Raw genomic sequence first — 14122 nt, 5'->3', positions numbered from 1 at the left:
GGCAATATTTTAGGGAATAAAAAACGCATCTACAGAATGAGTAAAACGGTGGCGTCAGCCACGATAAGCACGCAGTGCTGTTTTACGAATGGCGCTGGCTGAACTGTTACTATGGGAGAGTACGGCAGATAATAAGACCTTGTGAAAAGCCTCAAATTTTGATAAGATAAGACTGGGAGTACAATGTTGGGAGAGTTTCCAGAATGTACTCCCTGTTTTGTAGTGTTGCGTCGGTACGTAAAGTGGGGCGCACCCCTCAAGAGCGAGGGAATGGAGGAGTTGAAGCGGGCTTGCCCACTTTATGAATAGGAGAAAATTATGTATAAGATTTTGATTGTGGAAGATGATCTGGTGATTGCCAGGACGATGTATAAGCATTTGGAATCCTGGGGCTATGAGGTTCAATGCGTCTCGGATTTTCAGAACGTAATGCAGCAATTTGTGGCGTTTTCGCCTCAGCTGGTTTTGCTGGACTTATCGCTGCCCTTTTACAATGGTTTTCACTGGTGCGATGAGATACGAAAAAATTCTCAGGTTCCGGTGATTTTTATCTCCTCGGCCCCAGATAATATGAATATTGTGATGGCCATGACCAGAGGGGCAGACGATTTCATAGCAAAGCCCTTTGACCTGGATGTGTTGGTGGCAAAGGTTCAGGCAATGTTGCGCAGAACCTATGCATTTGGAATGACAGGAAATCTCATGGAGCACAAAGGTGTGGTGTTGAACTTGGGGAATTCCACGCTTACTTTTAAAGAACAGGTTTTGGAGCTGACCAAAAATGAATTTCGGATTCTTCAGATTTTGTTTGAGAATGAGGGAAAGATCGTATCCAGAGATGCGATCATGAACCGACTCTGGGAAAATGACAGTTTTGTAGATGACAATACATTGACCGTAAACATGACCAGGCTGCGCAGAAAACTAGAAAGCTTTGGATTGGCTGACTTTATACTGACCAAAAAAGGATTGGGGTATCGGATTTCGTGATGAGTACAGGAAGGATTTTGTGGGATTATCTGAAGAAAAATAGATTTGTGATAGGAGGACTACTGACCTTTTTAGCAATTTTCTGTACGGTTTTTGTGCTGTATGGAAAACCGCTGGAAGCTGTCGTGTACGGCCTGCTGTTATGCTTGGTTCTGACTGTGGTTTTACTGGCAGTGGGATTTGTAGGGTATTATAAAAAGATATGGCAGCTGTCACAGCTTCAAAAAATGCTACCGGAATTGCCGAGGGAATTTCCCAAAAGTGCAAGTGTTGGGGAAGAGCTCTATCAGAAAATGATGATGGAACTTGGACAAGAGTGCCAAAGACAAGCCAACGAATATGCCAAGCACAGAGAAGAGCTGCTGGATTACTATACGTTGTGGGTACATCAGATTAAAACTCCCATCGCGGCTATGAGGCTTTTGATGCAGTCAGAGGGGCAGTCTCATGTGCTGTTAGAGATGGAACTGTTTAAGATTGAGCAGTATGTGGAGATGGTTCTGGGATATTTGCGTTGTGAAAGCATGAGCTCAGATTTGAGTTTTCGGCAGTACAAACTGGACGGGCTGGTCCGTCAGGCAGTACGAAAATATAAGAAGTTGTTTATCTTGCAACGGATTACTTTGGAGTATGAACCCTTAAATGTTTCCGTACTGACTGATGAGAAGTGGCTGGTCTTTGTGTTGGAGCAGCTTCTCTCCAACGCGCTGAAATATACTCCGAGAGGAAAGATCACCATCTGTATGGCTGAGAGTGAGGCTAAGACGCTGGTGATTCGGGATACCGGAATTGGGATAGCGCCGGAGGATATCAGCAGAGTGTTTGAGCGTGGCTTTACCGGAAGAAATGGGAGAAGAGACAAGCGTTCTACGGGGATAGGACTGTATCTTGTGAAGAAAATTTTGGACAAACTATCCCATGAGATACGAATCGAGTCATGTCCCGGAGAAGGTACGGCGGTTTATCTGAAGCTAGAGCGGGCTGACCTTACACAGATGTAAGGTTTCTGTGGAAAATGTAAGCTAAAATTATGGCAGAAGTTCCTCTAAAAAATCTATAATATCCCTATACACTGAAGTATGTGAAGGGAAAGAAAGGAGGAGGTAACTGCAGGACAGTCCGCGGTTACAGCAAGGTTCAATATGGAATTTTTGGAAGTCAATCATGTGAAGAAGATTTATTCTACCAGGTTTGGAAAAAATAAAGTTCAGGCATTAGAGAATGTAAGCTTCTCAGTGGAACAAGGAGAATACGTGGCAATCATGGGTGAATCCGGGTCTGGGAAGACTACGCTTTTGAATATTCTGGCCTCTCTGGATAAGCCTACAAGCGGAGAAGTATTGTTGGAGGGAAAGAACATTGTAAATCTCCGGGAAAAAGAGATATCCTCCTTTCGCAGAAAGAATCTGGGGTTTGTATTCCAGGATTTTAATCTGCTGGACACCTTTAATCTGAGGGATAACATCTTTCTGCCGTTGGTTCTGGCAGGGGAGGACTACCAGGAGATGGAACGAAAGCTTAGGCCGATTGCCGCGAAACTGAGGATTTCTGAGATTTTGGATAAGTATCCCTATGAAGTATCGGGCGGACAGAAGCAGAGGGCGGCAGTTGCCAGAGCGCTTATTACAGGGCCGAAGCTGGTGCTGGCAGACGAGCCCACAGGAGCTTTGGATTCCAGAGCTGCCGGGGAATTACTGGAACTGTTTCAGGAGATCAACGAGGATGGGCAGACCATTTTGATGGTCACTCACAGCATTGCGGCTGCCAGCCACGCGGGGCGCGTGCTGTTTATCAAAGACGGGGAAGTCTTTCACCAGATTTACCGTGGTGATATGACGAAACAGAAGCTGTATCAGAGAATTTCCGATACGCTTACGATTTTAGCCACAGGCGGTGAACAGTATGCGTAGAGGGATTTACTTTCAGTTGGCAGTGACGAATTTGGTAAAAAACCGAAAAATCTATATTCCCTATCTTCTGACCTGTATCTGCTCCATCGCCATGTACTATATGATCTACTTTATGCGTCTGAATCCAGAGTTGGAAAATATGAGAGGCGGAGTCACGATTCGGACAATCCTGGGAGTTGGGAGTATTGTAATCGGTCTGTTTTCGGTGATTTTTCTGGTCTACAGCAATGGCTTTCTGATGAGACAGCGCAAAAAGGAGCTGGGACTTTACAATATCTTAGGAATGGAAAAACGCCATATCCGGCGGATGATGCTCTTAGAGATGCTGCTGACGGCGGCGATGAGCCTGGGAGCTGGAATTCTGCTGGGTATTCTGGGCGGAAAACTGCTGTTTTTACTGCTGCTTCGGCTGATTCAGGCGCCGGTACAGTTTGGGTTCTATATATCGGGAGAGGCGATTCTGCATACCTTTTTCTTGTTTGGAATTATTTTTGGGGTGACGTTGCTCAATGATCTGAGGCAAATCCATCTGGTCAATCCCATTGAGCTGCTTCAAGGGTCCAAAGCGGGAGAAAAAGAGCCGAAGGGAAAATGGTTGATGGCTGTGATCGGCCTGGTGTGTCTGGTGGCAGGCTACTATATAGCGTGGACGACGAAAACTCCGTTGAAGGCTGTGAATGTGTTTTTTGTGGCAGTGTTGCTCGTGATGGCGGGCACTTATCTTTTGTTTACTTCCGGCAGTATTGTATTTTTGAAGCTTCTTCGGAGAAAGAAAAAATTCTATTATCAGACGAGGCATTTTACCAGCGTGTCCGGGTTAATTTACCGTATGAAGCAAAACGCGGTGGGGCTGGCTAACATCTGTATCTTAAGTACGGGAGTACTTTTGATGATCTCCACAACAATCTGCCTGTACTTTGGTACAGAGAATTCTCTGAAGTCTCAATATCCCAGTCAGATCAATGTAGTGTTTCAGGAAATTGAAAAAGGGCAGGAGAGTCAGATTACGGATACCGTAGAACAAGTTTTAGAATCTCAGAACATGGAAGGGAAAATACAATATCAGGTAAATATGGTCAATGACTGTATTCTGGATGGAGATGAGATCCAGTTTGAGAGACAGGAGCAGGCGGTCCAGATGGACAATATTGGAATTCTGTATTTTTTTACCCAGGAAGAGTACAGCCGCATCACGGGGGAGGAACGAAAACCCCTGGAAAATGGGGAGGTACTGATCTACGAGACGAGAAAAAGCGGTATCAAAGATCGTTGTATACTGGGTGGAAAAACGTATTCCGTTCAAAAACTGGAATCTTTTCCCTTCCGGGGGATACTAGGAGACATCGTTCCTTCGGTAATTCTAGTAGGAAATGATACCACTTGTGCCGAAATAGAAGAGGCAAAAAAAATGGAGGAAGGGAAGGACATTAACAACTGGGAGTGTAATCTGTGGGTTGACTTGACTGGAGATTCAGCCCAAAAGGAGAGGCTCGTAAGCAGGGAGATCGAGAAGGCTTTGAGAGCTCTGGCAGTACAGTCAGGTTTTTCCGGTGACGAGGGGTTGGTACAGGTGGCATCTCGGCAAGAAAATGTGCAGAGAACCTGGGAGCTCAACGGCGGCCTGTTATTTTTAGGATTGTTTTTGGGCAGTCTCTTCCTTCTGGGAACCGTGCTGATTATTTATTACAAACAGGTCTCCGAAGGATATGAAGACCGGGAACGGTATGAGATCATGCAGAAGGTGGGAATGAATAAAAAAGAGGTACAGCAGTCGATACGAAGCCAGATTTTGATGGTTTTCTTCCTACCGCTGTTTGCTGCGGTCTGTCATATCGTGGTGGCTTTTCAGCTGATACGAAGATTGATGGAGGTCTTCTATATGAGTGATGTCTGGCTATTCGCAGGCTGTACTGCTGGAACGACACTGGTGTTTGCTGTTTTGTATGTGCTTATTTATGTGATTACCGCGAGAGTTTATTATAAAATTGTAGAGTAATGGAATTGTATAGAAGATGAAAGAATGGGACACGCTCCTCAAAGATCGAGGGGTGTGTCCCACTTTGTTATGGAAAAGATCTTGTCCCATTAATTTGCACACTTTTTACAGATTCTGAATGAATTCATTGACGTAATAGGCGGCAGCCCCTACGGCGGAGGCTTCTGTGCGATAATGGCAGATTCGGATAAAATCTCCGTTTTTTTCAAAGGGGTTTAGGCGGAGAGCTTTTTCACGAAAGAGCTCGATATAGTCTGCCATATAGGAGCCGACATTGCCGCCAAGCACAATGTCGCAGTCATAACACATGCGGAGGTTATTGACTGCGAGGGCTAGATGATTTAAGTAGTCGTCAAAGATTCTTTGGAGACCGACATTACTGTTTTCTTTCAGACAATGGAAGAACTCTGCGAGATTTCCATTGGTGAAGTCAGATAGTTGCTTTGCGGAGCAGTAGGCGTCGAGACAGCCATGTTGACCGCAGTAACATTTACGCCCATGGGGGACAATACACATGTGTCCAAATTCGGTGGCTCTACAGTTGACACCTTTGTAGATCTCTTTTCCATTCATGTTGGCGCCTCCCACGCTGTTGCTTAGGGAGAGGTAGATCATTGGCTGTTCAGAACCAGATATCCAACTCTCAGCTAAGCCGGCAGAATTAGCATCGTTGAAGATGAGAAAAGGATAGGGAATGTATGGGGTCAGGCGTTCATAGATGTTCGCGGATACATTAACGACGGTGGCGTAGGAGATCGTCTTTTGGTCTCTCATTACATGGACGGGCATAGAAAGTCCGACTCCCAAAAGTTTGGATGGGTCAATGAGATATTGATTTAATAACTGCTGCATTTCAAAAGATAGAATTTGAAAATAAGCTTCTGAGTCCTCAAAGGGCAGGTACATTCTTTTGCTGCCGATAATATTTAAATCCAGGTCGATTAAGACTTCTGATAAATGGTTCTTAGTGATGTCGATTCCCAGTGCAAAGCGGGCATCTGGAACATAACTTATGATATTGGGCTTTCTGCCTCCTGTGGACTGAAAAGAGCCCACGGTGTGAATTAACCCGGCGTCAGTGAGACGGTTTAAATTGGAAGCGATCGTGGGAAGACTGATGCCGGATTTTTTAGCGATGTTTTGGCGGGATGTGTGCTTATCCTGGTAGATAATACGATAAATATTGCCGAAAAACTTGGTTTTTGCTTGTTCGGAGTTCAAATGTACTCACCTCTTCCTTCTTCGCGTGGAATTTGTGATTGTGCGAAGAATTTATTATAATTACAAGATACGGTAAGTCTTAGGATTCGTCAACCTGTTTTTTGATAAACGCTCCGTTAAGAAGGGACACACCGTAATAAGAGGATAAGATAAATAAAATGATTTATAAAAATGATTGTTAAAAAAATAATTATTTACAGAAAAATAGAGATAAAATAGTATATAATGCATAAAAATTAAAAACAAAAATTGTAAAATACCACAAACTTAAATAAAACAATTGACAGAAGATTGGGGAGGGAGGTAGAATACTACTAAAGCAGGAGAATAAAGAAAGGGAGGAGTAGAATATGGATGAGATCAAGATGCGGGTTGCTGGAATCGAGAAATCCTTTCCCGGTGTAAAGGCGCTGAGCAACATTGATTTCTCAGTTCGCAAAGGAACCGTGCATGCCCTGTGTGGTGAGAATGGGGCGGGTAAATCCACGTTGATGAAGATCATCATGGGGCTGTACAAGGCGGACAAGGGACAGATTTTTATTGATGAAAAACCAGTGGATATCAGGAATCCCATTCAGGCGAGAGAAAAGGGAATTTCCATGATTGCCCAGGAATTGAACTATGTTCCTGAATTGTCAGTGGAAGAAAATTTATTTTTGGGTCGTCTTCCAGTGAATAAGTTTGGGAAAGTAAATTGGAAACAGGTGAGAAAAGAGGCACAGCAATTTCTAAGGGAAGAAGGTCTCCCGTATTCTCCGACACAGAAGCTAAAGACATTGACAGTGTCTGATATCCAGATGCTGGAGATTATCAAGGCAGTCACCAATAACGCACAGATTATCATCATGGACGAACCCACCTCTTCCATCACAGAGAGAGAAGTACAGCAGTTGTTTAAAAAAATCGAGGAATTAAAAGCCAAAGGTGTGGCGATTATTTACATCTCACACAAAATGGAGGAGGTATTTAAGATTGCTGACGATATCACGGTTTTGCGCGATGGGAGCGTGGTGTCGACAGACAGGGCCGCAGACTTAGATTTGGATACAGTGATTTCACGCATGGTTGGGCGTAAGATCTCCAATGTCTATCCGAAAGAAGAGGTTACGATCGGAGAGAAAGCGATAGAGGTGGAGCATTACTCTCAAAAAGGTGTGTTTGAGGATGTCAGTTTCTATGCCCGCAAAGGAGAGATCGTGGGATTTGCGGGTCTGGTGGGAGCCGGGCGTACGGAGACAATGAGAGCTGTTTTTGGGCTGGACCCTCATGAATCTGGAAACGTGAAAATCGACGGGCAAGAGGTAAACATTAAGAGTGTGGCGGACAGCATACATAAGGGACTGATTATGCTATCGGAGAGCAGACGTGACGACGGAATCGTGCCTGTCAGAAGTGTACAGGAGAACGCGAGTCTGGCCAGCTTGGAGCGTTACATATACGGTGGCTATACACATAAGAAAAAAGAACAGACGGAAGTCCTGGAAATGTTTCAGAAGATGAATGTGAAGACCCCCTCCATGGAGACAGAGATCTCAAAGCTGTCCGGTGGAAATCAGCAGAAGGTACTTCTGGCCAGATGGATGCTCTGCAATCCGGAGATTATGATTCTGGATGAGCCGACCCGTGGAATTGACGTAGGAGCGAAGTTTGAGATTTATAAGCTGATTACGGAGATCGTGAAAGAAAACAAAGCGGTGATTATGGTATCTTCTGAGCTGCCAGAGCTGCTGGGAATGTGTGATCGTATTTATATCATGTGCCAGGGAAAAATCAGCGGTTGTATTGACAAGAGTGAATTCTCCCAAGAGACAATCATGATGTATGCGACAGGTCTTAGAAATCAACAGTAGGAGGGGAAAAATGAACGCAAAAGCATCACATTATTTACAAAAATTTAGTATTTACATTGTACTTGTAATTTTATTTATTGCCTGTAGTCTGATAAGTCCTTACTTCATTCAGAGCAGTAACCTAATTAATGTAGCACGCCAGTTATGCGTGGGAATCTTGATTGCCTACGGGGAAATGCTTCTGATTGTGAGTGGTTTTCTGGATTTGTCTGTAGGCTCGGTGCTGGCTTTGGCCGGTGTACTGTCTGTCTCAGCCTATAAGAGTACGCAATCTATGTTCGTGGCAGTGCTGGTTGCTCTGGTGGTGGCCGTAGGGTGTAACCTCATCAATGCCTTGTTTGTGGCGAATTTTAATGTACCGGCTTTTATTGCTACCTTAGGTATGCAGCAGGCGGCCAGGGGTTTGGCTCTGTATTATACAGGTGGTCAGAATATTCTACAGTTGGGTGATTTTGTAAAAGTCGGCCAGGGCACGATTGGGCCGATTCCGGTTCCGGTCATCATTGTTGTCTGTATCTCAATTGTAATCTGGTATATCGTGAACAATACTCGTTATGGTCGTGGACTATACGCGATCGGTGGAAGCCGAAGCGCTGCGGAAGCCAGTGGTATTAACTCTAAGAAGAGTATTTACAAGTCCTATATTATCAATGGACTTTTGGTAGGCGTTGCAGGAATGATCTTTATGGCACGTAACAATGCGGGCCTTCCGAATGGAGCCGTAGGCTATGAGATGACTGGACTTACTGCGGCGATTGTCGGAGGAACTTCCTTTACAGGTGGAATCGGCACTGTCAGTGGAACCATTGCCGGAGCATTTATCATTGGATTTTTAGAGAATGTCATGAATCTGGTGGGAGTGAACCCATATATCCAGCAGGTAATCGAAGGCTTTATCATTGTACTGGCTGTGGCCTTTGACGTGGTCAGCAAGTCCAAAAAATCGCAGAAGGTCATTGTAAAAGATGAGAAAAAAGAAGAGAAGGCTTAAAGATCATATTGAGCACGCAAGAGCGTGTCAGTGATAAAAAATGAAAGGGAGGAAACAAAATGAAATTCAGGAAAATTTGTGCGGTGTTGTTGGGTGCTGTGATGGTAATGTCAATGGCTGCTTGCGGAGGAAACAGTTCAGAGACAAGTACGGATGCGGATGCGGCTGGTTCAGGTGACGCGAAGAGAGTCTGCTTTGTGGCGCGAGCTAGCGCGGATACTTTTGCAGCCTGGATGACCGAGGAGATGAAGAAAGCTGCGGAAGGCTATGATGACATTGAACTGACCTGTGTCAGCGGTGAAGGAGATGACAACACAGAAAATGGTTTGTTGGAAGACTGTATCACAAAACAATACGATCTGGTGATTGTACAATCTAACAACAACGCTGCGCAGGCTCCTTATGTGAAAAATCTGGTAGACGCAGGTATTCCGGTAATCACTACGAACCCCACCACACATCAAAGTGACCTGGACGGAAGCGATGATGACTCTGTGATGGAAGGGACGGGTACCGTGGATGCAGACCCGGTAGCTCAGGCTCAGGTGAGTGCAGAACGTGCGGTGGAAGAGATTCCAGAAAATGCGAATGTGGTGGTGTTGCGTGGGCCATCCGGGAACTATCACGCAGAGAAACGTCGCGAGGCATGGGATACCTATTTCTTTGACAAACGGGATGATGTCAACATTCTCTATGAAGATTATGCAAACTGGAACAGCGATGAGGCGATGACATTGATGGAATCCTGGGTCCAAGCCGGAAAACATATTGACGCGATTATCTCTATGAACGATAACATGGCTGCTGGAGCAATCGAGGCAATTCGCGGTGACAGTGACTATATCAAAGATGGCAAGGCGAGCTTCCTGGCTTATGGTGTGGATGGAACCGCACAGGGCTGCTTGTTGATTAAAGAAGGACTTTTGACTTCCACTGCGCTTCAGTCAGCTTCTGAACTGGCCGAGAAGAATATGGAATACGCGGAGAAAGTATTGAACGGTGAGATGGAAATAACAGAAGTCAATGACTATGTAGACGCACCGGAGATCAATGCAGACAACGTAGAAGAATATATTCAGATCTATGTGGACAATGGAGAAATCTCAGATGACGGTACTCTCGCGGCAGAATAATGGGATCGCCGAGTCTTGGTGGTAAGATTTGATATCTAATATGTAGTATAGATGCCCGGCGAGAGAAGACTTGCCGGGCATCCTCAATAGTGAAAACAAAAGACTGGAAAAGAAGAAAGGAGAATGATAGAATGATGAAAATGCAAAAAGGCGCTTATATGCAGGGAATAGATAAGATGATACTCAAAGAGATTCCTGTGCCGAAGGCGGAAGGAAAGCAGGTTTTAGTGAAGATCGAGTATGTGGGAATCTGTGGTTCGGATGTACATTATTTTCATCACGGCTGCTGCGGTGCGTATAAGGTGGACTTATCAGAGGATTTCATGCTGGGCCATGAGTGCGCAGGTACTGTCGTAGAAGTCGGGAAAGAGGTAACGGATTTGAAGGTGGGAGACCGGGTTGCTTTGGAGCCTGGCATTACTTGCGGCAAATGTGAGTTCTGCAAGAGCGGGCACTATAATCTGTGTCCAGATGTCGTGTTTTTGGCCACGCCGCCGGTTCAGGGGTGCTATGAACAGTACATTGCATTCCCAGAGGATATGTGCTTTAAGCTGCCAGAAAATATGTCGACTCTGGAGGGGTGTCTGATCGAGCCACTGTCCGTGGGCTTTTATGCAGCGAATCAAGGCGAGGTGCAGACGGGTGATACCGTAGTGATTTTGGGAGCAGGTTGTATCGGTCTGGTGACGCTGCTGGCGTGCAAGGCCCATGGAGCCGGACAGATGATTGTCGTGGACTTGGTGGATGCCCGCCTGGAAAAGGCGAAAGAGCTGGGGGCCACTGCAGTGATCAACAGTAAGGAAAAAGATGTGTTCCAGGAAGTGGAGAGGCTGACAGGTGGCAGAGGCGGTGATGTGGTGTTTGAGACAGCAGGATCTGCGGTGACCATAGCACAGACTCCATTCTTGGTAAGAAGGGGCGGAACTATTACACTGGTGGGGATTTCTGCTCAGGAGGAGATCAATTATAATTTTGCTCAAATTATGGATAAAGAGGCTTCCATCAAATCTGTTTTCCGCTACCGCAATATCTATCCGAAGGCAATATCGGCAGTTGCTAGCGGAGCCATCGATGTGAAGAGCATCGTCACTCATGAGTTCGATTTGGAGCATATTCAGGAGGCATTTGACGAGGCGGTGAACAATAAGACCGACCTGGTGAAAGCTGTGATAAAAGTAGAATAGGAGGAGTTATGTTATATATCGGAGTAGATCTCGGGACATCTGCGGTAAAACTTTTGCTGATGGATGGGAAGGGACAGATAAAAAAGATTGTTTCAAGAGAGTACCCGCTGTATTTTCCACAGCCGGGCTGGTCGGAACAGCAGCCGGAAGATTGGTATACCCAGACGATGGAGGGCATCCGGGAACTACTCTTGGACACAGATAAAAGTCAGGTGGCGGGTATCAGCTTCGGTGGACAGATGCACGGGCTGGTGACACTGGATGAGCAGGACCACGTGATACGTCCGGCAATTTTGTGGAATGACGGGCGGTCTTTTGAGGAGACCGACTATCTAAACGAGGTCATTGGGAAAGAAAAGTTGTCAGAATACACGGCCAACATCGCGTTTGCAGGGTTTACCGCTCCAAAGATTTTGTGGATGAAAAAGCATGAACCGGAGAACTTCAGGAGAATTGCTAAGATTATGCTGCCCAAGGATTATCTGGCATATAGGCTGACGGGAAGCTTCTGTACAGAGGTTTCCGATGCGTCTGGAACTTTACTTCTGGATGTGAAAAAACGTCAGTGGTCGCAGCAGATGCTCCAAATTTGTTCAGTGACAGAAAAGATGCTGCCGAGAGTATATGAGAGTTACGAGGTGGTTGGCACACTCAGAGCAGAGACAGCCAAAGAGTTGGGACTGTCCGGCGCGGTAAAGGTGATTGCCGGAGCGGGAGATAATGCTGCTGCTGCTGTCGGGACAGGTACTGTCGGAGATAGCAGATGCAATTTATCTCTGGGAACGTCTGGGACTATTTTTGTGTCCAGCAAAAGCTTTGGTGTTGATGAGCACAATGCGCTCCATTCGTTTGGACATGCGGACGGCCATTACCATCTCATGGGCTGTATGCTGAGCGCGGCATCCTGCAATAAATGGTGGGAGGAGCAGATTCTAAAGACTACAGATTTTGCAGGTGAACAGTCAAAAATACGGAGGCTAGGCGAGAACCGGGTGTTTTACCTGCCCTATCTGATGGGAGAGCGTTCTCCTCACAATGATCCGAGGGCCAGAGCGCTGTTTCTGGGGATGTCTATGGACACGACCCGGGAGGATATGACGCAGGCCGTATTGGAGGGAGTGGCTTTTGCACTGAGAGATTCCCTAGAAGTAGCTCGGAGTCTGGGAAATCATATCAGCAGCAGTCGAATTTGCGGAGGTGGTGCGAAGAGTCCTCTCTGGCGCAGGATTATTGCAAATGTGATGAACTTAAAACTGGAACTTCTGGAGAATGAAGAAGGACCGGCTCTAGGGGCGGCGATGCTGGCAGCCGTAGGCTGCGGGGAGTATCCAGATGTCGCCTCTGCTGCTGAGAATCTGGTGAAAGTTGCAGGGACTGTGGAACCGGAGCCAGAGTTGGTTCAGAAGTACGAGGAGAGATACCAGAAGTTTCGAGAGATTTATCCAGCAGTGAAAGCATTGTACCAGACATTGGAAGCTTAAATTTGTCGGGTAATGGACTGCGAATAACAATGCTGTGAACTGGCTGTGGTATCGAGCCGGATAGAGAAGGGAATCTTTGTCTATCCGATCGGCTGAAGGTGGTACAGACAGATAAAATTCGAAACAGAGAAGAAACTGAGACATGTTGGTGAGGGCTGGCATGTCTTTTCTTTTGGTCTTCCCACTTGAATATCTTTTGTTTCGATGTTACAATTTTTTAGGTCGGCAGGCCGCGCAGAAGAGTGGTCTTAACGATATTGAATACTTTTTTGAGAGGGAAGAACAGGGAACTATGGAAAAGAGAGCATTTCAGAGAGGACTAAAAGATGGAATCCCTATCGCGCTGGGTTACTTTGCAGTAGCCTTTACTTTTGGGATGATGGCGGTATCCGCGGGACTGAATATTGGACAGGCAGTGTTGATATCTCTGACGAATCTGACTTCCGCCGGGCAGTTTGCTGGTTTGAATCTCATTGTCACAGGGGGAACCTATTATGAGATGGCTTTGACGCAGCTGATTATCAATCTGAGATATTGTCTGATGTCTTTTTCACTATCCCAAAAGTTGGATAGAAAAGCAGCGTGGGGGCATCGATATCTGGTGGCTTTTGGTGTGACGGATGAAATTTTTGGTGTGAGTGCTAGTCAGGAAGGGGCAGTAAGCCCTTGGTATAATTATGGGGCGATGGCAGTAGCGATTCCAGGCTGGACTTTGGGGACATTGGTGGGAGCAATTTCAGGAAATCTTTTGCCGGATTTTGTAGTCAGCGCTCTGAGTGTGGCAATCTATGGAATGTTTTTGGCGGTGATTATTCCGCCGTGTAAGAAGAATTCAGCAGTTCTGGAAGTGGTTGTGGGAGCGATGGCGATGAGCACTCTGCTATCTTATCTGCCCTTGCATAGACAGATTTCTTCAAGCTTAATCGTTATTATCACTACAGTGATGACGGCAGGAATCGCCGCATGGTTGAATCCGATTCAAGAGAAGAAGGAGGGAACGGCAGGTGGAGAATAATATTTATCTGATGATTTTTGTAATGGCGGGAGTGACTTATCTGATTCGTATGCTTCCGCTGGCACTGGTGAAAAAAGAGATTACCAGTCCGTTTATACGTTCTTTTTTGTTTTATGTGCCGTATGCCTGTCTCGCTGCCATGACGTTTCCGGCGATTTTATCGGCTACTTCTAGTATCTGGTCAGCATTTGTGGGATTTGCGGTAGCTTTGGCGGCGGCTTATAGGGAAAAGAGTCTTCTTACAGTGGCAGCCTGTGCTTGTGTGGCAGTTTTTATCACGGAGAGAGTGATAGGGCTGTTCGGGTGAGGAATGGAAGGGAAGTTTGAGAGCGTGTAATTTCCTGGTACTAG

General features: G+C 45.9%; 12 protein-coding genes. 11 read left to right on the top strand and 1 reads right to left on the bottom strand.

The window, feature by feature from the left end; all coding sequences use genetic code 11:
• Positions 1-318: 318 nt before the first annotated feature.
• The 4 genes from BLHYD_RS14655 to BLHYD_RS14640 all read left to right on the top strand — a co-directional run bounded on the left by BLHYD_RS14655 (position 319) and on the right by BLHYD_RS14640 (position 4896).
• On the top strand, positions 319-990 hold the full coding sequence (locus tag BLHYD_RS14655) for a response regulator transcription factor (RefSeq protein WP_005951126.1): 672 nt from the start codon (positions 319-321) through the stop codon (positions 988-990).
• A complete protein-coding gene (locus BLHYD_RS14650; RefSeq protein WP_005951128.1) occupies positions 990-1991 on the top strand; it encodes a sensor histidine kinase in 1002 nt (333 codons plus the stop codon). The genes BLHYD_RS14655 and BLHYD_RS14650 overlap by 1 nt, the downstream gene beginning before the upstream one ends.
• Positions 1992-2132: 141 nt before the next feature.
• On the top strand, positions 2133-2900 hold the full coding sequence (locus BLHYD_RS14645; RefSeq protein WP_005951130.1) for an ABC transporter ATP-binding protein: 768 nt from the start codon (positions 2133-2135) through the stop codon (positions 2898-2900).
• Entirely contained in the window at positions 2893-4896 is a 2004-nt protein-coding gene (locus BLHYD_RS14640; RefSeq protein WP_005951132.1) for an ABC transporter permease, read from the top strand. The genes BLHYD_RS14645 and BLHYD_RS14640 overlap by 8 nt, the downstream gene beginning before the upstream one ends.
• Before the next feature lie 105 nt (positions 4897-5001).
• On the opposite strand, the gene BLHYD_RS14635 is transcribed toward BLHYD_RS14640, so the two are convergent.
• Positions 5002-6117 carry an ROK family transcriptional regulator gene (locus BLHYD_RS14635; RefSeq protein WP_005951134.1) on the bottom strand — a complete coding sequence of 372 codons (1116 nt, stop codon included), beginning with the start codon at positions 6115-6117 and terminating at the stop codon, positions 5002-5004.
• Between the two features lie 350 nt (positions 6118-6467).
• On the opposite strand from BLHYD_RS14635, the gene BLHYD_RS14630 reads away from it, so the two are divergent.
• The 7 genes from BLHYD_RS14630 to BLHYD_RS14600 all read left to right on the top strand — a co-directional run bounded on the left by BLHYD_RS14630 (position 6468) and on the right by BLHYD_RS14600 (position 14078).
• The gene (locus BLHYD_RS14630) at positions 6468-7967 is read left to right on the top strand and encodes a sugar ABC transporter ATP-binding protein (protein WP_005951137.1); all 1500 of its coding nucleotides are present in this window, start codon (positions 6468-6470) and stop codon (positions 7965-7967) included.
• 10 nt (positions 7968-7977) lie between these two features.
• Positions 7978-8958, top strand: a complete 981-nt coding sequence (locus tag BLHYD_RS14625; protein ID WP_021844953.1) for an ABC transporter permease — start codon at positions 7978-7980, stop codon at positions 8956-8958.
• 59 nt (positions 8959-9017) lie between these two features.
• A complete protein-coding gene (locus BLHYD_RS14620; RefSeq protein ID WP_005951142.1) occupies positions 9018-10091 on the top strand; it encodes a sugar ABC transporter substrate-binding protein in 1074 nt (357 codons plus the stop codon).
• A 134-nt stretch (positions 10092-10225) separates the two neighbouring features.
• Positions 10226-11275 (top strand): NAD(P)-dependent alcohol dehydrogenase, encoded by a 1050-nt coding sequence (locus BLHYD_RS14615; protein ID WP_021844954.1) that lies wholly within the window; start codon positions 10226-10228, stop codon positions 11273-11275.
• A gap of 8 nt (positions 11276-11283) precedes the next feature.
• Positions 11284-12756 carry a xylulokinase gene (gene xylB / locus BLHYD_RS14610; protein WP_005951146.1) on the top strand — a complete coding sequence of 491 codons (1473 nt, stop codon included), beginning with the start codon at positions 11284-11286 and terminating at the stop codon, positions 12754-12756.
• Positions 12757-13048: 292 nt separating this feature from the next.
• The gene (locus tag BLHYD_RS14605) at positions 13049-13771 is read left to right on the top strand and encodes an AzlC family ABC transporter permease (protein ID WP_040350857.1); all 723 of its coding nucleotides are present in this window, start codon (positions 13049-13051) and stop codon (positions 13769-13771) included.
• On the top strand, positions 13761-14078 hold the full coding sequence (locus tag BLHYD_RS14600; RefSeq protein ID WP_005951150.1) for an AzlD domain-containing protein: 318 nt from the start codon (positions 13761-13763) through the stop codon (positions 14076-14078). The genes BLHYD_RS14605 and BLHYD_RS14600 overlap by 11 nt, the downstream gene beginning before the upstream one ends.
• The last annotated feature ends 44 nt before the right edge of the window (positions 14079-14122 follow it).

This window comes from Blautia hydrogenotrophica DSM 10507, assembly GCF_034356035.1.
Classification (GTDB): Bacteria; Bacillota; Clostridia; order Lachnospirales; family Lachnospiraceae; genus Blautia_A; species Blautia_A hydrogenotrophica.
This window is presented reverse-complemented; position numbering and strand designations above follow the sequence as displayed.

Excerpts from the sequence above, each read along its gene's own strand:
- BLHYD_RS14640 (WP_005951132.1), top strand. The coding sequence starts at position 2,893 with ATGCGTAGAGGGATTTACTTTCAGTTGGCAGTGACGAATTTGGTAAAA.
- BLHYD_RS14645 (WP_005951130.1), top strand. The coding sequence starts at position 2,133 with ATGGAATTTTTGGAAGTCAATCATGTGAAGAAGATTTATTCTACCAGG.
- BLHYD_RS14625 (WP_021844953.1), top strand. The coding sequence starts at position 7,978 with ATGAACGCAAAAGCATCACATTATTTACAAAAATTTAGTATTTACATT.
- BLHYD_RS14605 (WP_040350857.1), top strand. The coding sequence starts at position 13,049 with ATGGAAAAGAGAGCATTTCAGAGAGGACTAAAAGATGGAATCCCTATC.
- xylB (WP_005951146.1), top strand. The coding sequence starts at position 11,284 with ATGTTATATATCGGAGTAGATCTCGGGACATCTGCGGTAAAACTTTTG.
- BLHYD_RS14655 (WP_005951126.1), top strand. The coding sequence starts at position 319 with ATGTATAAGATTTTGATTGTGGAAGATGATCTGGTGATTGCCAGGACG.
- BLHYD_RS14650 (WP_005951128.1), top strand. The coding sequence starts at position 990 with ATGAGTACAGGAAGGATTTTGTGGGATTATCTGAAGAAAAATAGATTT.
- BLHYD_RS14630 (WP_005951137.1), top strand. The coding sequence starts at position 6,468 with ATGGATGAGATCAAGATGCGGGTTGCTGGAATCGAGAAATCCTTTCCC.
- BLHYD_RS14620 (WP_005951142.1), top strand. The coding sequence starts at position 9,018 with ATGAAATTCAGGAAAATTTGTGCGGTGTTGTTGGGTGCTGTGATGGTA.
- BLHYD_RS14615 (WP_021844954.1), top strand. The coding sequence starts at position 10,226 with ATGAAAATGCAAAAAGGCGCTTATATGCAGGGAATAGATAAGATGATA.